The sequence below is a fragment of the Candidatus Moraniibacteriota bacterium genome (assembly GCA_026396275.1).
Lineage (GTDB): Bacteria > Patescibacteriota > Minisyncoccia > Moranbacterales > JAPLXC01 > JAPLXC01.
The window spans coordinates 31,752-47,614 of the sequence record JAPLXC010000019.1 but is presented as its reverse complement, the minus strand read 5'-3'; the positions used below and the strand labels follow the sequence as shown (position 1 = coordinate 47,614).

Genomic DNA, 15,863 nt, shown 5'->3' with positions numbered 1-15,863 from the left:
ATATAGAATATTGGAAATAGAATCTAAATTATTTATTCAGTATTCCCATTCAAAATTCTAAATTCTCAATTCAAAATTCACTAAAATTTGTGTTTCCTAAGCCATTTCGAAAACTAATAGAAAACTTCGCTTCATTGCCTTCTGTCGGTCCAAAAATGGCCGAGCGGCTGGTTTTGTTTTTGTTCAAGCAGGACAAAGAAAAAATTAAGGACTTCGCCGAAAATCTTGAAGGGATACAAAATCTTAAAAGCTGCCGGCAGTGTTTTAATATCTCCGAAGGAGATCTTTGTGAAATTTGCAAAGACGCTCATCGCGAACGAGGCGCGATCTGCATTGTTGAGGAACCGCTGGATATTATCTCCATTGAAAAGACAAAAGCGTACCGGGGGCTTTACCACGTGCTGGGAGGAACGATTGATTCTCCCCTTTCCGGAGCGCAACAGGACCTAAAAATACCACAGCTGCTGAAACGCATCAAAGACGAGAAAATTAAAGAAGTCATTATCGCCACCAATCCGACTACCGAAGGCGACATAACAACACTCTACGTCAAACGTAAACTCCAACCGCTAAAAATCAAAATTACCCGCCTGGCACGGGGACTTTCCACGGGCGGCGACATTGAATACGCCGATGAGATAACTTTAAGTGAGGCCTTGACAAATCGGAAGGAGTTGGTATAATGGTGAGTTCGTTAAAATAAAGTCATTCTGAGCAAAGCGAAGAATCCCGTCCTAAATATCACTTGCTGTATTATTCAAGGATCCTTCACTGCGTTCAGGATGACAGTAAAAAATATTATAAAAAAAGAGGAGGTAGAAAAATGCCATTACCGGGATATGAAGCAATAGTAAGGAGGGATCTAAAAGATCAAGGGGTCATGATCCCAGATGATGTTTCTCTTATGAAAGTAAGCGGATACTGCGGTAAAAAATGCGTAGGAGTATGTTTTGGGAAAAACAGCCTCTATGAAAGGAGAATAATAATCCACGGCATATTTTGCGAAGAGATGGTACCGTATGACCTCATAAAATCGCTTTTGGAAAAGGAGGGACTATGAGCTCGCAAAAAAGTCCTAACATCCAAAAGATGGGAATGTCGTTGCAGATGATTCAGAAACCAACTCTTCTTCAATGTGGTATCACTTGCGATGATTGTTACCGATTATACCCCCAGGGATTTAACTGTCGGTCTTTCACTATTGTGAACACTCCTGTTGACGAAATCCCCCGTCCCGAAAGAAGTACTTTTGAAGATTATGCTCTATTTTAAAGCAACCAAAAAACACCTGACAAAAATTCTTGCCAGGTGTTTTAAATTTTCCAAAAATCGTTTCAGGTTATAGGTTACAGGTTACGCGATTTTAATGATTTCCACCTCCGTAAACGGCTGGCGATGACCGAATTTCACTTTGTAGCGCTTTTTGGGATTATGCTTGATGCCCCAGACCTTTTTGCCTCTCCCCTGCTGAATAATCTTTCCTTCCACTATTGCTCCTTTCACTTTCGGCGTCCCGATTTTTACTCCCTTTTCGTCCCCAATAAAAAGCACTTCGGAAAATTTTACCGCTTTTTCTTCTTTTCCTTCAATTTTTTCAATTTTAATCCGCGCGCCTTTTTTGACGATATACTGCTTCCCGCCGGTTTTGATGACTGCTAGCATAATAAAAACAAATCAATGATTACTCTTACTAATTTACTCCAATAATATAATTTTGTCAACAAAAAAACTACATTCTGCCAACAACAAGTAAACCAAGTAAATATAGTTAGTAAGAATTGCAAGGATTGCAATAACAATCCTACTATCCCACTATCTTACTATCTTACTACACTTATTTGCGGCCGCAGATAAGTGTAAAATAGTGTAAAATGGTTTAAAATGAAGCTAAAGTTTTCCGTTTTTGGCAAACTGATTAATTTTTAATTTCCATAACTTGCTCTGGAAATTCAAAAGCTCTGTTCAACGTTTTTATACACTTTTTCAACAAGAAGGTAATTGACACAATTCCCTATTTTATATTCTTTAATACTCTCAATCAGGTCCTGCGGCAGAGGATATTTGCCGATAAAAACGCTTTCCTGGAGTTTTCTGTAGTTCAGCATATTTAACTCCTGCCTTAACCAGTCACGGATTTTCTTTTTTTCTTCCGGGATATCAAAAATAACTACTCTGTATTTCTTGTCCCATTGCTTAGTAATCACATCACTTCTGCCACGCACAAAAAGAGCGAGTTTCTTCCCCTTTTTTGTAAGAAAATATCTATTTTCTTTTTTAGCCACAAAGCCAGCTCTTTTAAGTCTCCAGAGGCTTTGCCTTATTGTCATTTCCCGAAACTTAGCTTTTTTCTTCTTGATAAAGTTCCTTTGATACAATACGCTCGGCATGTCCGCGTACACAGACGGGTTAAGAAACGCTTCAATAGTCAAAACACCAGCATTAATCAATAACTCAAATGCCCAAGCCGTTGCGCTCAAGGTGCCGCTTAAAATATTTTTCGCGATCACATTTTTCATTTTCTCCCTTCTTGCCATAGCTTTAGTCAGCTTGCGTTTATTGTTTATTGGCCGTCTTAGCAATTTTCTGTTGCGCAAAATATCTGCATAAAATACCTGTATAAAGTACCTATATCCAGTATAACACATATTCGCGGCCGCAAGTATGTGGAATATGGATAGCGATGGATAGCGAATGAGTGGGAAAAAATTAAACAATATTTTTCCTTTTTGTCAGGCCGAAATAATTTGCCCGATTTTGGCAGGCTGTTTTTTTTGTTGACACCCTGATTTAACATTGCTATTATTTACTCATAATTCTTAATCTTGACCCAAAAAAATTATGCTTAAAAAACTTATTTTTACCTCTTTGATTCTTGCAATGGCCGCGCTGGTTTTGTCGGTAAGTCCGGTTTTAGCCAAAAATGACGACAATACCGATGATGATTGGGCAATTCCTGAACAAAACGGCGTTTACGACGTGCCGGGGCATCCTAACCTCAAAGTCAGGGTGTTTGTGCATTATCCGAAAGTGAAAGAAACCAAGCCCCTGCAATGCAGTTACAGTGATCCTGATTCAACTGCCATGGTCAGTCCAGCCGGCTGGGAGCTTCCGGCAGGCGAATGGAAATATTACTTGAATGCGGGCAGTGCTCCTAGTTCGGTCGGTTCTTCCAAGTTCAGTAATTTGACGAATTTATCTTTTGAAACTTGGCAAGGTACAGAGATTAATGCGGCGGGAGTAATCTTCAAAAATGCCGGAGTAACAACCCTTTCAAAAAAAGCTTTGGATGGGAAAAATATAGTGGCTTTTGGGAGCGCGCCCGGCAGCGCATTGGGAATTACTTATATATGGTATTACCAAAGCACCGGACTGGCAGTAGAAACCGACACGATTATGAACAAAAAGTTTTCCTGGACTTGGACGCCATTTTCACCGACCGCCTGCCCGAATCTTGTTACCTATGACGCTCAAGACATTTTGACCCACGAACTTGGACACTGGGTCGGTTTGGATGACGAATACACTACAATTTATAGAAACAACACAATGTACGGCTACGGCTTTAAAGGAGAAATTAATAAAGACACTTTAACAACAGGAGATATTGATGGGGTGACTGCCATTTATCAGTAAAAAATTAAAACATAAATTTTCCTTTTGTCAAGCCAAAAACTGTGGATAATTTCGTTGACAGAATATTCAACTGGCGCTATAGTAGCATAAGATAACAAAGGAAAACAAAAAAACAAAACCGTTCGGGAAAGCGTGGATCCGCGCCAGAAACTCTCGTGACGAAAGATACCATTGGTCGCCAGTGAAGCGCGGGGAGCAAAATAGCGAAACCGGCCTGAATTAATAAGTGCTGCGCTTGTTGGTTTAGGCCGGTTTTGTTTTTATCCCCCACCACTTTTATTCTATGTATTACGTTTATATTATTAAAAGCCGGAGGGATAGCGGGATATATATTGGTTGCACGAACAATCTAAAAGAAAGAGTAAACAAGCATAACCAAAACAAATCAGTATTTACCCGATTTAGAGGACCATGGGAAGTCAGATATTACGAAGCGTTTTACTCAAAAGAAGACGCTTTCAGAAGAGAAAGCAAATTAAAGAAGAACGCGAGAGGCCTGCAAGAATTAAAAAAAAGAATAAAGAAAAGTTTAGAATAAAAGTGGTGGGGGACAAGTTAAATACGGGTGATTTATGGATATTCTTTGGCTACAAAGAAGTAATTCATTTTTAGAAAGCCGACTGGTGCTTGCTATTTTCGGATAGCGCGCGCCCGTTGGCTTTTTAAATAGGCAGCCGATGATTTAAGCCCTCTATAAAAAGGAGGGCGATCCCCCAAGGAGGAGGGTTTAAAAGATTTACTGCTTATTATAGAGAAATCCAACTAGATTGGGAGGTGTATATGAAATGAAAAATATAATTAAGAGCTTGGTAATCGTCGTCGCCGTCGCCGCCGTCGCATCCGTCGCCACCTGGGCAATATTTAGCTCTACTGCAACTGTAGATAATAACAGTTTCGCAACTGGAACCTTGCAAATTAGAGTAAATGGCCAGCCAACGATAGCAGGATTTACTGCTTCAGATATGGCTCCTGGCGATTGTAAGACAGGAGAATTTGATGTTCAAAACTACGGCGCACCTTGGTTTGCTGGACCAAGTACTCTAACTGCTAAGGAATTAGTAATTAGCACAGCCGATTTTACTGGAGACACAGGACTTTGCAACGCTTTAACAGCAAAAATTGAAAGATGCTCTGGTACTTGTGAAACTGCATATGCGACCGGTGCTCTTAACGGAGTAACTGAAGCAAATCTGTTAATGTCATGGTACGGTGGAGGGCTTATTGCAGGAAGTTCAATAACCACTAAATATGAAGTTTGCTTACCAACAATTGCTGGCGATACTTTGCAAGGAAAAACTTGTACCTTTGATTTTGTTATGAATGCGTATAATCCTCACCGCTAATCCGATCTCTTTTTGTTACGTAACAAGTTACTTAACAAGTTACGTAACAAGTAGAGGGAGGAACCGAAGTTCTGCTTCGGAAATTCAAAATCCCAATGTCAAATGACAAATCAAATCCAAAATCCCAAATTCAAAATTTACAAATATGGAAGGAGAAAATAGTTTTATAAAACCGCCAGAACAGAAGATTGGTAAAGGAATAATGAAGTGTTTAAAGTGCGGGAAAGAATATGGAACCGTTGAAGATGTGCCGAAAGGATCAATATCTCATGGCTATTGCCCAGAGTGCGGAAAAATTGTTGGAGAAGAAGGGAAGAAAGAAATAGAAAAATTGAAAAAAGAGTTGAAATGTTAAGATGTTTGAATGTTTAAATAAAAATGATCGGAAAAATTTTTAAGTACACTGTAAATACCCTGCTGGTTGCGCTCGTTCTCATCGGCGTTCTGGTGGTATTCTCATTCATTCCATTTCCGGGAAACTATAAGGTCTTTACCGTAATGTCCGGGTCAATGTCCCCGGCGATCCACGCAGGGAGCTTGATATTCGTTAAACCGCTGGCTGATTACAATGTCGGCGATGTGATAACCAGAAGAACAAGAGACCCGAAAATAACCATCACCCACCGGATCGTCAGCAAAGAAGAAATTAACTCGCCTCAACTCGGCCCGCCTAGACTCGGCGAGGCTGGCGAAGCAGGCGGCAAAATCGCGTTTGAAACCAAGGGAGACGCCAACGACGCGCCGGACGGCGAGAAGTTCACCAAAGAAGGAATTGTGGGAAAAGCATTTATCTCTGTCCCCCTTCTCGGCTATCCGGTGAGTTACGCCAAAACAACGCCCGGATTAATTTTACTGATAATCATTCCGGCGGTGATAATAATTTATGACGAAATGCAGAAAATCAGGAATGAAATAAGAAAAAAGATGGATTACAAAAAGCGCATTGAAAAACGGAATGAGAATTTAGATAAAGATTATGAAGAAAAGAAAGAAATATAAATCCATAATCAATAAAAGGATTTTTCGGTCGGCGAAGAAAATCGGCTCGGTTTTTGCTGTCTTGTTTTTGGCCGTTGTTTTTGCCAGCGTTTCCGGGACTAATTCTTATTTTTCCGATACGGCGATTTCCGGCGGGAACACGATGACGGCGGGATATTGGATTCCGGAGCTTACGATGAGTGTAAGCCCTTCAAGCCCGGATGGAGATAACGGATGGTACGCCAGCACGCCTTGCATTACGCTCACCTCGAGCATCAGCGATGTTACTATTTACTGGGAATTCACCCATAATTCAAGCTCAATCAGCGGAAGTTACCTCTATCCCGGCTCCTGCATCCCGGTTCCGGAAGGCAAATGGGATTTTTCGGCTCATGCCGCCAATAATGACAATTCAAGCTGGGTAAGCAATATTGTTACGGGAAGTTTCAAAGTGGACACTCAATGCCCGGTTGTAGAAATCACTAATCCGGACGACGGGGACACTCTTTCCGGAACAGTTGAAATTCGCGGCACTGTCACCGACGCTAACCCGCATCATTACTGGCTGGTAATCCAAAATTCCGGTGGAAGCATTGTTGCAGGACCCGGAACAGTTAATGACACAAATTCTTTCACCAACAAAAAATTTTTTGACTGGGATACGACCGGGGTTAATGACGGCGATTATACGATCAAGCTGGAAGCCCGCGACGAAGCCGGAAACAAGTGCCCGAATCTGGCGCCGGTGCCGGCCGATCCGGAAAATCCCAGTGACTCCGTGGATTGGATTGACGTTAAGGTTAATAACTCCGTGACAGCCAAAGCTGGGGATGTGATTATTAACGAAGTGATGTGGATGGGTTCTTTCGGCCATACTGCCGACGAATGGATAGAACTGCGCAATATGACCGGGCATGAAATTGACATCGGCCAGTGGGAAATTGAAAACGCCAAGCATACTGGCAATAATAAAATTCAAATCCCTGCAAGCGAATCAATTGCCGCCCATGGATATTTCCTCATCGCCAATTATCCCAAAACCAGTTCCAATACGGAGTTAAACGTTGATGTGGATGTAGTGAATGACAGTATTTCTCTCTATAATTCAAACAATGGCAATTTAATATTAAAAGACAAAGACGTAAACATAATTGATCAGGCCAAAGGCACTCCACACTGGCCGGCTGGCTGGCATGGGATATTATTCCAAATGTCAATGGAAAGAAATAATACTCCGGGCGACGGTTTGGATTCCGGAAGCTGGCATACTTGCGTTGATTTCCATTGCAATAACACGACTTATTGGGATCACGAGGGCGTGAATTTCGGAACGCCGGGACATGCCAATTTATCGGTTAATGATCCGTCTTCGGAAGAATACGATCCAGAATTCATGGAAAAAGAATACTTTGACAAAAAGGAAGAAAAGGAATCCGAAATGTCCGACGGGTCAGAAGCGGATTCAGAAGATGCCGATGAAGCAGTAGGTGAAGAAAGCGCCAGTGGCGAGGAAGCAACTGAAGAAAATAACACTGATGAAACAGCCGAAACAACGGACGAGCCGGCAATCGTTCCGGAAGAAAATGGCGAGGATGAAAGCGGCGAAGCCGAAGATCCGGCAGCTTCCGCGCCGGAAGAAAATGCCGGAACGGATGAAGACGCGGATAATATTGACAGTGATAACGATGGCGGCGGTGATACCACTTCAAGCGATACTAAAGAAGAAATAAAAGACAGTGGTGACGATGAGGAAGAATCCGCCGAAGTAAAGAAAGACGAGGATGATGAGGGAGATAAGGCAGAAGATGATGAGGAAAAAACTGATGGAAAGTCCAGTGCTATCCAGCAAAAAGACGATGATAGCGACAGCGATAAGAAAGATGAAGATGATGACAAGAAAAAAGACGGGGATAAAAAAGACAGCCAGAAAGATGATGATTCTAAAGGTGATTCTAAATCAGATAATGACTCGGCAAAAGATGCGTAACATTATACCGCAGCCGCAGTATAACGTTACCGAGTTTCAAACAGGTTTGAAATAATTTATGAATAAGTTAAAATTTTTATTTATTTTCGGCGTATTTTCCCTGCTAGTTTTGGGAATGGCCAGTCATGCCTGCGCCGAAGTTAAAATAGACATTAATCCCGAAGATGATCCGCTTTTTGACGTGAAAAACGCCGCGCCGGGATATTCCAAAACCAAGGAAGTGCGGGCGGAAAATGTCGGCACTGAAGCGGAAGACCTTTATCTTAATATTGACGATGTCAGCAATGACGATTTGGCGGACGAACTCAAATTTTACCTCACTGACAAGAGCAGCGGAAAATATTTCATCGGCGGGCCGGGTGACCGGTTCACTCTCCACGAAATGGACAAGGCCGGAGATGTTTTCATTGAACGGCTGGAGCCCGGCGAATCCAATAGATACGAAGTAAAAGTGAAATTTGACGAGGAAGCCGGAAATGAATTTCAGGACGAGAAAGTGAAATTTGATATGGTTTTCGGATTCGGAATTTTGACCGCTCTCGGCGCGCCGCCTCCCTACCGCCCCGGGCAAGCCGCCGGCGCAGTAACAGAAGAAGGCGTAACACCGGAAGCCGCCGCTGAAGCAGGACCCGGCGCAGAAGGGCTAGTAGCCGGCGAGGAAGAATGTGTTCCGGTTAGGTGGTGGATTTTCGCTCTGATTCTAGCCGCTTATGTGCTACTTATGATTTTCACTCTTTCCTATCGATTCCAGGAACAAAAAAGTATTCGCTGGTTCTGGCAGGTAATCTACACAGTTTTGGCGCTTATTGGCTGGTACTATCTTGACCGCTGCCGGACGAATACTTGGTTTGTCTACGCTACTATAATTTCCGGCTTTGCCATTTATCTCGCTTATCTCTACTTCTTCAGAAAAAAAATCCAATCCGGAAGCGATTTGGAAGCTTACCCTCCCAATGATAAAAAATTATGAGAGCGTTTGGATGCTTTAATAAAGCCGTCATGTTTTCAGCGTCAGTAATAATATCATTACTGATTATTTTTTCTTTTCCCGCTTCTCTTTCTCTGGCCGCTGAAGGCGAAAATTCCGATGCCGACACTCCGGAGGACTTCATTATTGACAAGACCAAAGTTCCTTCTGATTCCCCTTTTTTGAATCCCGAGCCGCGCATTGACGAGGAAGCGGCATCCGTCGTGAAAGAAGAAGAGAGCCAGCCAAAGAGCAAGACAGAAATGCAAAAAGTGGCACAAAAGATACCGCCCTGTTCTTCTCTTCCGGAAGGTCTTTGGGTTTTTCTTCTAGGCGCTTATTTATTTCTCATTCTTTTCAATCTTTCTTACGGCTTTGAAAAAGACAATCGCCTCCGCTGGTTTTGGGAGTCGCTCTACACAATACTGGCTCTCATCGCCTGGGACCGGTTTGACGGGTGCCGGGAAAATTCCTGGTTTGCTCCGACGGTAATAGAAGTCGGGATCATAATTTATGCCTTCTATCTTTACTATTTTAAAAAGAAACTGGCCGAGTTATCAAAAACAGAGTCAAAAGAAACAGAAAAGACCTCGCCCTTGCCATTTGAATAATTGCCTATTAAAGTTAGATTCGACACAGGCACGCTCTAATAGGAAAATTTAAAAAATTAGAGTGGTTGCTATGGATTGCGTACGCAATTTATAGCAACCCATTGACGCTGGTGAACTTTCGCGCGAATGGCGGAATGCTTTAATTTAAAAAAAGGTGCTGACTCCGCAACACCTTTTTTATTTTTTAGCTCCTTTCTTTTTCCTCTCCTTTAATCTTACAAAGGCCATTTTATAACCTTCAGCAATTACAGATCTAACAAATCTTATGAAATTTTCAAATTTCTCACTTCTGTAAACTGTGACAGCTGTTGTAGTAATTAAAGCAGCTGCTGCTGCACCTTCTATGATATGTTTAATATATCCAGCCATCATCCACCTCCCTTGTCCCTAAAAATTTAAAAAGAGCTACTCTAAAATTGCTTTAATTCTTCTCACTCCCGCCGAAGAAGCCTCTTCTTTGACGATTCTGAAATGTCCCAGTTCTCCGGTAGAATTAGCATGCGGTCCGCCGCAGATCTCAATGCTTATGGGAAACATCTTTTCCCCTATCGTGTAAACCCTGACTTTCTCCCCGTATTTGGCATCAAAGACCCCCATTGCTCCGATCTTTTTGGCTTCTTCAATACTCATTTCTTCCGCAACGACGGGAAGATTTCTTTCAATATAATCATTCACAATTCTTTCCACTTTTTTAATTTCCTCGGAAGTCATTTTTTGAGGATGAGAAAAATCAAATCGCAGCCGTTCGGCAGTGATATTTGAACCCTTTTGATAAACATGCGGCCCTAAAACGTTTCGCAGAGCCGCCAAAAGCAAATGGGTGGCCGTATGGAGCCGGGCTGTCTCTTCGCTTACTTGCGCCAGTCCGCCTTTAAATTGCCCGGCCGCCGCTGTTTCTGACAATTTTTGGTGTTTTATAAATCTTTTATTAAAATCTCTGTTTATACTGTTTTTATCATACATGATATTTCTTCTGTCCAATTCTTCAAAAAACAATTCCAACGGAAAACCATAAGATTGATATAAATTAAACGCTTCTTCTCCGCTCACCCATCCAGATTTAGAAGTAGCAACAGAAAATGGCATAGCTTGGTCAATCTTAAGTAACAAATCAAGTTCTTTTAATCCTTTCTCCAACGTTTTTCTAAATTTATCCTCCTCCTTTTCCAGCTCCTCCAAAATCCTATTTTTATTCTCCCCTACTTCCGGATAAAAATCTTCGTACGTTTCAATCACCACTTTCGCGATTGCCCGGGTAAAATTATTCTGAATCCCGATGATTTTTCCGTGCCTGATCGCCCGGCGAATTAAGCGGCGCAAGACGTAGCCCTGCAAAACATTGGAAGGAACAACGCTATCAGCCAGAATAAAAACAGCAGCTTTTATATGATCAGCGATAATTCTATAGCTTTTCTGATCATCATTGTCGTTCCCGCGAAGGCGGGAATCCATTTCTGGATCCCGGATCGAGTCCGGGATGACGTTTTTTATTTTCTTGAAAATCGGTTCAAACAATTCCGTGTCAAAGACGGTTTCTTTTCCGTTAAGCACCGCCAGTGTCCGTTCCACTCCCATTCCCGTATCCACATTTTTCTGCTTCAACTTTTCATACTTTCCATCGGTGGTTTTATTAAACTCCATAAAAACATCGTTCCACATTTCAATCAGGCGGCCGGAATTAACCAGGTTCTCAAAAGTATCATTTATTGGGCCATCTGCCGGGCGCGTGTCATAAAACATTTCCGTGTCCGGACCGCAGGGACCAGTGGCGCTTGCAATCCAGAAATTGTCGTCCGTTCCCAGTGAAATGATTCTGATATCGTCTTTGATGATTGAATTTTCGCCGGCAACGCTGCTGGAAATTCCGGCTTTAGCCAACACTTCCTGCCAAATCATAATTGACTCTTCGTCTCTAGGTATCCCCTGTTCTTCCTGAAAAACTGTCACATAAATTCTTTTCGGATCCAATTCAAGCCATTTTTTGCCAGTTAAAAATTCCCAGCTCCACTCAATCGCCTCGCGCTTAAAATAGCCCGCCCCGCCAATGCCGTCGGGCGAGGCAGGGTCGCCAAAACTCCAGTTTCCCAGCATCTCAAAAAAGGTAAGGTGGCGATTATCCCCTACTTCTTCAATATCCACCGTACGAATGCATTTTTGCACGTTAGCGACGCGCCGGCCGCCGGGATGGTCTTCCCCCAGAAGATATGGCACTAGCGGGTGCATTCCAGCCGTGGTAAAAAGCACTGTCGGGTCGGTTTCGCGCGGAATTAAAGACGCCGAAGGAATAATAGCGTGCTCCTTCGACTTAAAAAAGTCCAGAAATTTCTGCCGTAATTCTTGAGCGGTCATGATTTACTTAATTCTGTTTCTTATCTCTTTTTCAGCGTAGCGTTCATCGCCCTCGTCAAATTTTACTCCCGTCTCGATAGCTCTGTCGCGAAGCTCTTGGATAGCGCTTTTGACCATCCCCTCAACATCCGAACCGTAAAAGCTTTTTATCCTGCTTTCACTGTCGCTTGATAACGAAATTCCGTATTTCCCGGCTACGTCCTTAACAACTGAAAAATACTTATCTTTTGACGCCATAAAATTAGCTTAATACTTAAAAGTTTCATAAAAGGTTCATTTTGTGCTTTAGTCGCTTCAGTTCGTCAACCAGTATCATTTGTTCGTTTTGCAGTTTTTTTACCTTTTCCTCTTCTTCGCCGATTTCCAAATCCAACTGGCTCCTTTGTCTTTTCATTTTAGTTAGCTCCAATCTCAAGTCCTCCAATTCTCTTTCATTTTTCCGGTAATCCGATTCAAGTATTGTCAGATCCAATTGGATCCGCCGAACTTGCGCCCCTTTGCTTTGTCCTTGGTCTTCCATAATTATTTATTTCCAGTGTTCATTAAATTCGTCGGGAAGTTTCACTACGTCCTTTATTTGCTCGGCATGAGTACTGCTAATAAGACCCCTTTTGTGGGCTTCGGTCACAATTTTGTCAAAATCAGCTCCGTGAATCATCCTGCCGCGGCCAAGTTCCCTGCTAAAGTAATTTCTTGCTTCCAGAGTCAGGTCTTTAAACTGGGACTGTAAAACTCTTCTAGCGCTCGCGGGCGTAAATTTTCCGCCCAACGTTTTCCCGCTTCCTCTAAAATTTAAATTTCCCAGAGCCATATTTTAAAATTAAAGGTTGCTCTTTAAGATTTGTGATTAGCTGATGACTCCTCCTCCCAAAACCTCGCCATTTTTCCCGTAAAATACAGCCGATTGCCCCGGTGTCACCGCTCTCTGCGGTTTTTCAAACACGACTTTGCATTTAAAGTTTTTAGTTATTAGTTGCCTGCCCGAATCGCTTCGCGAATCGAAGCGGGCGGGTCGGTTGTTGGTTAATTCTATTATAGCACCAACCAGCGGATTTCGGTAGCGGGTTCTTGCTAGCACTTTCAGTGGCAGTTTTGGCTCGCCTCGATGAGACCGAGTCGAAGCGGGCTTCCCCGCGATCCAATTGACGTTTTGGAGAAAAGCGGATTTTCGAAAAATTAGCGGATCATCTTTTTTGTTTGTTACAATAAGCCGGTTTTGCTTTTTATTCTTCCCTACTACATAATACGGCCCCGTTCCGCCGATCTTTATGCCTCGGCGCTGGCCGATAGTATAAAAGGGAAGTCCCTCATGGCGTCCGATTATTTTGCCCCGGCTGTCAACTATATTCCCTTTTCTTAATTTTAAATAACGCTTCAAAAAATCATCCGGGCATTTCCCCGCCAGAAAACAAACATTTTGCGATTCATCTTTTTGAGTCACTGGAGACCTAAATTTTTTCGCCAATTTTCTTACTTCGGTTTTGGTATAATTACCAAGAGGAAATATGATTTTCACCAATTGTTTTTGTGCCAGAGTGTAAAGAAAATATGACTGGTCCTTAGTTTTGTCTTTGGCCTTGTAAAGTTTATAAATGCCATGTTTTATGTTATATGTTATATGTTTCATGATTCGCGCATAGTGTCCCGTCGCCACATAATCCGCGTTTTGTTTGGATAATTCGTCAAATAAAAATTTAAATTTAATTTCCCGGTTGCACGCCACGCAGGGATTAGGCGTTCTTCCTGTTTCATATTCGCGCAAAAAATAATCAATCACTTTTTTCTTAAATTCTTTTCTGGCGTCTCTGACAACAAGCGGTATGCCAATCATTTTAGCAATTTTTTTAATTTGTTTCTCTTTTTTTTCATCCTTAAAAAGCCGGAGATGAAATCCGGTAACATCGTAACCTTGTTTTTTTAGCAAATAAGCGGCGACTGAAGAATCAATTCCGCCTGACATGGCAATAATGACTTTCTTGCTGTGCCCGCCGGCTTGCCCCGTAGGATCCCGAAGGGATTCCTTCGGGGATATCGCTACAATAACTTGCTTTTTATAAGATTTATCCATCGCTACTCCGTGATATTTTTCACAATCGCTTGCGGCGGGTTTTCAATAATGCTCTCGCCTGCTTTGACAACATACCAAGCCGTGATTAAACTCAAAAGACAAATCAAAATAAAGCACAGCCCGCTTGATACTTTTTCGTTCCATTTAAAATCAAAATTAATTTTCATTTCTGCTTTCCTTAATCAACTTCCTCACTTCCTCCAGATTCACTTCCGGCTTTTTGCGGGTGGACTGAAATTTTTTCGGAGCCACGTGCTGAATTTGAGAAAGTTTTAGGGGGTTTTCTTGCGGAATATAGGCCTTCAATTCTGTTTTCTTAACTTCTTTTTCTTTATTCCTGTCTATATTATTTTTTCTCACTAGTTCCGGATTTCTAATTCTTGATTCCTGGTCTTTGCCCCGCGCCATCGTCCGCTGGTAATCTTTCAGACACTCTCTGCAAAACGTGGGCCTTCTCCCGTCCGGCTCAAAGGGAACCTGAATTCCCACACCGCAGGTGTCGCAGACGGCGTTAAATAGCTGTTTAGCCACTTGGCTTGCCTCGCGTCCAACTACCACTGGCTCTACAGGACTGCTTAGTTCTTCAGTTTTCTGGTTGCTTGGCCTCTCTATTTTTTGTACTGTTTCTGCCGGCAGCATCCCGCTCCAGCGGTTAATTTTATCCTCAACTTCGGCCCGGCTTGACGCGTATCGCTCGCGGGAAACTTTTATCACTTTGCCGGCATTTCCTTCGGTATCTCTGATGTCAATTGGCGGAAGCGTCACAGCTGAAAACGCATCGCCGGCTATTCCGTCTATCATCAATTTAAGATAAATGTTGTATTTTGGAAGATTAACTAGATCGTTCAGCATAAATATCGGCTCAAATTCTTTTTCCATAAATTCCGCGTCAACCGCCCCTACCCGGAAAGTAACAAGCGTCCCCGCGTTTCCAAAAATGGCATCTCTCACTATTTCGTCAATTTGCGTGATATATTGATTGGCCAAAGTCAAATTAAGCCGGTACTTTCTCGCTTCGGACAATATATTGGCAAAGGATTCCGTCGCAAAATTCTGAAATTCATCGACATAAAGATAAAAATCTTTCCGTTCTTCTTCGGGAATATCAATCCTCGCCATGGCGGCGAGCTGGATCTTCGTTATCATCATCGCTCCCAGAAGCGCGCTATTATCCTCCCCGATTCTCCCCTTGGAAAGATTAAGGATAAGTATTTTTTTATTATCCATAATTTCCCTTATATCAAAGGAAGATTTGGTCTGGCCTACTATATTTCTGATAAGCGCGCTTGATAAAAACTGCCCAACTTTATTTTGAATCGGAGAAACGACTTCCTGCAGAACCCGCTCATTCCATTTGGTGAATTCATCCACCCAGAAAGATCTTACTACCGGATCGGTTAATTTATTTACCACCCGAATGCGGTAATTTTTATCAACCAGCATTCTGGTGACCCCCAGAAGTGTCGCTCCGGGATATTCAAGAAGGGAAAGAATCGCGTTTCTTAAAATATATTCCAATCTCGGCCCCCAGGAATCCGCCCAGATTTTTTTGAATACGCCTACCAGTCCGGAAGCTACTAAATGGCGGCATTCCGGATCAACTTTTTCCATCACATTGAAAGCAATCGGATAATCCTGGTCAGCCGGGTTAAAATATATGACATCGTTTATTCTGTTTGAAGGAATGGTTTTAATTATTTTTTCCGCCGTGTCGCCATGGGGATCAACATAGGCTATGCCGTGTCCGTTTTTGATGTCTTGAATCGCCATGTGCTCCAGAAGATTAGTTTTCCCCATTCCGGTTTTTCCAATAACATACATATGCCGGCGCCGGTCGTCGGTTTTAATTCCAAATGTCTGCTCCTCGTTGCGGAAATTGGTTTTGGCGAAGAATGTTACATCTGACATATATTCGAATTATTGTCCA

General features: G+C 42.4%; 20 protein-coding genes. 10 read left to right on the top strand and 10 right to left on the bottom strand.

Annotated features, from left to right (window positions below):
• Positions 1 to 89: 89 nt before the first annotated feature.
• Positions 90 to 683, top strand: a complete 594-nt coding sequence (recR, locus tag NT136_04170) for a recombination mediator RecR (GenBank protein ID MCX6766125.1) — start codon at positions 90 to 92, stop codon at positions 681 to 683.
• A gap of 62 nt (positions 684 to 745) precedes the next feature.
• Positions 746 to 1,060, top strand: coding sequence for a hypothetical protein (locus NT136_04165; protein MCX6766124.1), 315 nt, complete (start codon positions 746 to 748; stop codon positions 1,058 to 1,060).
• Positions 1,061 to 1,353: 293 nt separating this feature from the next.
• Here NT136_04165 and rplU read toward each other — a convergent pair whose 3' ends face one another.
• Positions 1,354 to 1,662, bottom strand: coding sequence for a 50S ribosomal protein L21 (rplU, locus tag NT136_04160; protein MCX6766123.1), 309 nt, complete (start codon positions 1,660 to 1,662; stop codon positions 1,354 to 1,356).
• A 287-nt stretch (positions 1,663 to 1,949) separates the two neighbouring features.
• On the bottom strand, positions 1,950 to 2,534 hold the full coding sequence (locus NT136_04155) for a hypothetical protein (protein MCX6766122.1): 585 nt from the start codon (positions 2,532 to 2,534) through the stop codon (positions 1,950 to 1,952).
• Positions 2,535 to 2,838: 304 nt separating this feature from the next.
• Between NT136_04155 and NT136_04150 the strand changes: the two genes are divergently transcribed.
• The 8 genes from NT136_04150 (at position 2,839) to NT136_04115 (ending at position 9,519) form a co-directional block, all read left to right on the top strand.
• Positions 2,839 to 3,633, top strand: a complete 795-nt coding sequence (locus NT136_04150) for a hypothetical protein (protein MCX6766121.1) — start codon at positions 2,839 to 2,841, stop codon at positions 3,631 to 3,633.
• A 411-nt stretch (positions 3,634 to 4,044) separates the two neighbouring features.
• The gene (locus NT136_04145; protein MCX6766120.1) at positions 4,045 to 4,245 is read left to right on the top strand and encodes a hypothetical protein; all 201 of its coding nucleotides are present in this window, start codon (positions 4,045 to 4,047) and stop codon (positions 4,243 to 4,245) included.
• A 173-nt stretch (positions 4,246 to 4,418) separates the two neighbouring features.
• On the top strand, positions 4,419 to 4,976 hold the full coding sequence (locus NT136_04140; GenBank protein ID MCX6766119.1) for a TasA family protein: 558 nt from the start codon (positions 4,419 to 4,421) through the stop codon (positions 4,974 to 4,976).
• A 145-nt stretch (positions 4,977 to 5,121) separates the two neighbouring features.
• On the top strand, positions 5,122 to 5,331 hold the full coding sequence (locus tag NT136_04135) for a hypothetical protein (protein ID MCX6766118.1): 210 nt from the start codon (positions 5,122 to 5,124) through the stop codon (positions 5,329 to 5,331).
• A gap of 23 nt (positions 5,332 to 5,354) precedes the next feature.
• Positions 5,355 to 5,975, top strand: coding sequence for a signal peptidase I (locus NT136_04130; protein ID MCX6766117.1), 621 nt, complete (start codon positions 5,355 to 5,357; stop codon positions 5,973 to 5,975).
• Positions 5,953 to 7,941 (top strand): lamin tail domain-containing protein, encoded by a 1,989-nt coding sequence (locus tag NT136_04125; GenBank protein MCX6766116.1) that lies wholly within the window; start codon positions 5,953 to 5,955, stop codon positions 7,939 to 7,941. The genes NT136_04130 and NT136_04125 overlap by 23 nt, the downstream gene beginning before the upstream one ends.
• Positions 7,942 to 7,999: 58 nt before the next feature.
• Positions 8,000 to 8,911, top strand: coding sequence for a hypothetical protein (locus NT136_04120; protein ID MCX6766115.1), 912 nt, complete (start codon positions 8,000 to 8,002; stop codon positions 8,909 to 8,911).
• Complete coding sequence (locus NT136_04115; GenBank protein MCX6766114.1) at positions 8,908 to 9,519, top strand: hypothetical protein; 612 nt, start codon at positions 8,908 to 8,910, stop codon at positions 9,517 to 9,519. The genes NT136_04120 and NT136_04115 overlap by 4 nt, the downstream gene beginning before the upstream one ends.
• A gap of 177 nt (positions 9,520 to 9,696) precedes the next feature.
• Here the strand turns inward: NT136_04115 and NT136_04110 are convergent, their stop codons facing one another.
• The 8 genes from NT136_04110 to NT136_04075 are packed head-to-tail and all read right to left on the bottom strand — an operon-like array spanning position 9,697 to position 15,844.
• The gene (locus NT136_04110) at positions 9,697 to 9,891 is read right to left on the bottom strand and encodes a hypothetical protein (protein MCX6766113.1); all 195 of its coding nucleotides are present in this window, start codon (positions 9,889 to 9,891) and stop codon (positions 9,697 to 9,699) included.
• A gap of 33 nt (positions 9,892 to 9,924) precedes the next feature.
• The gene (locus tag NT136_04105) at positions 9,925 to 11,868 is read right to left on the bottom strand and encodes an alanine--tRNA ligase (GenBank protein ID MCX6766112.1); all 1,944 of its coding nucleotides are present in this window, start codon (positions 11,866 to 11,868) and stop codon (positions 9,925 to 9,927) included.
• Between the two features lie 3 nt (positions 11,869 to 11,871).
• Positions 11,872 to 12,105: a hypothetical protein gene (locus NT136_04100; GenBank protein MCX6766111.1), complete on the bottom strand. Its 234-nt coding sequence runs from the start codon at positions 12,103 to 12,105 to the stop codon at positions 11,872 to 11,874.
• 25 nt (positions 12,106 to 12,130) lie between these two features.
• Positions 12,131 to 12,388, bottom strand: coding sequence for a hypothetical protein (locus tag NT136_04095; protein ID MCX6766110.1), 258 nt, complete (start codon positions 12,386 to 12,388; stop codon positions 12,131 to 12,133).
• A gap of 6 nt (positions 12,389 to 12,394) precedes the next feature.
• Positions 12,395 to 12,679: a hypothetical protein gene (locus NT136_04090; GenBank protein ID MCX6766109.1), complete on the bottom strand. Its 285-nt coding sequence runs from the start codon at positions 12,677 to 12,679 to the stop codon at positions 12,395 to 12,397.
• Positions 12,680 to 12,715: 36 nt separating this feature from the next.
• Positions 12,716 to 13,936 (bottom strand): tRNA 2-thiouridine(34) synthase MnmA, encoded by a 1,221-nt coding sequence (gene mnmA / locus NT136_04085; protein MCX6766108.1) that lies wholly within the window; start codon positions 13,934 to 13,936, stop codon positions 12,716 to 12,718.
• Positions 13,937 to 13,938: 2 nt separating this feature from the next.
• Positions 13,939 to 14,103, bottom strand: coding sequence for a hypothetical protein (locus tag NT136_04080; GenBank protein MCX6766107.1), 165 nt, complete (start codon positions 14,101 to 14,103; stop codon positions 13,939 to 13,941).
• Entirely contained in the window at positions 14,093 to 15,844 is a 1,752-nt protein-coding gene (locus NT136_04075; GenBank protein MCX6766106.1) for a type IV secretion system DNA-binding domain-containing protein, read from the bottom strand. The genes NT136_04080 and NT136_04075 overlap by 11 nt, the downstream gene beginning before the upstream one ends.
• Positions 15,845 to 15,863: the final 19 nt, after the last annotated feature.

What these genes read in the sequence shown, in the direction of transcription:
- NT136_04080 (MCX6766107.1), bottom strand. Translation starts at nt 14,103, where the DNA reads ATGAAAATTAATTTTGATTTTAAATGGAACGAAAAAGTATCAAGCGGG.
- NT136_04145 (MCX6766120.1), top strand. Translation starts at nt 4,045, where the DNA reads ATGGGAAGTCAGATATTACGAAGCGTTTTACTCAAAAGAAGACGCTTT.
- NT136_04135 (MCX6766118.1), top strand. Translation starts at nt 5,122, where the DNA reads ATGGAAGGAGAAAATAGTTTTATAAAACCGCCAGAACAGAAGATTGGT.
- NT136_04155 (MCX6766122.1), bottom strand. Translation starts at nt 2,534, where the DNA reads ATGGCAAGAAGGGAGAAAATGAAAAATGTGATCGCGAAAAATATTTTA.
- NT136_04140 (MCX6766119.1), top strand. Translation starts at nt 4,419, where the DNA reads ATGAAAAATATAATTAAGAGCTTGGTAATCGTCGTCGCCGTCGCCGCC.
- NT136_04100 (MCX6766111.1), bottom strand. Translation starts at nt 12,105, where the DNA reads ATGGCGTCAAAAGATAAGTATTTTTCAGTTGTTAAGGACGTAGCCGGG.
- NT136_04120 (MCX6766115.1), top strand. Translation starts at nt 8,000, where the DNA reads ATGAATAAGTTAAAATTTTTATTTATTTTCGGCGTATTTTCCCTGCTA.
- NT136_04090 (MCX6766109.1), bottom strand. Translation starts at nt 12,679, where the DNA reads ATGGCTCTGGGAAATTTAAATTTTAGAGGAAGCGGGAAAACGTTGGGC.
- NT136_04130 (MCX6766117.1), top strand. Translation starts at nt 5,355, where the DNA reads ATGATCGGAAAAATTTTTAAGTACACTGTAAATACCCTGCTGGTTGCG.
- NT136_04110 (MCX6766113.1), bottom strand. Translation starts at nt 9,891, where the DNA reads ATGATGGCTGGATATATTAAACATATCATAGAAGGTGCAGCAGCAGCT.
- NT136_04075 (MCX6766106.1), bottom strand. Translation starts at nt 15,844, where the DNA reads ATGTCAGATGTAACATTCTTCGCCAAAACCAATTTCCGCAACGAGGAG.
- NT136_04105 (MCX6766112.1), bottom strand. Translation starts at nt 11,868, where the DNA reads ATGACCGCTCAAGAATTACGGCAGAAATTTCTGGACTTTTTTAAGTCG.
- NT136_04095 (MCX6766110.1), bottom strand. Translation starts at nt 12,388, where the DNA reads ATGGAAGACCAAGGACAAAGCAAAGGGGCGCAAGTTCGGCGGATCCAA.
- NT136_04115 (MCX6766114.1), top strand. Translation starts at nt 8,908, where the DNA reads ATGAGAGCGTTTGGATGCTTTAATAAAGCCGTCATGTTTTCAGCGTCA.
- mnmA (MCX6766108.1), bottom strand. Translation starts at nt 13,936, where the DNA reads ATGGATAAATCTTATAAAAAGCAAGTTATTGTAGCGATATCCCCGAAG.
- NT136_04125 (MCX6766116.1), top strand. Translation starts at nt 5,953, where the DNA reads ATGAAGAAAAGAAAGAAATATAAATCCATAATCAATAAAAGGATTTTT.
- rplU (MCX6766123.1), bottom strand. Translation starts at nt 1,662, where the DNA reads ATGCTAGCAGTCATCAAAACCGGCGGGAAGCAGTATATCGTCAAAAAA.
- NT136_04150 (MCX6766121.1), top strand. Translation starts at nt 2,839, where the DNA reads ATGCTTAAAAAACTTATTTTTACCTCTTTGATTCTTGCAATGGCCGCG.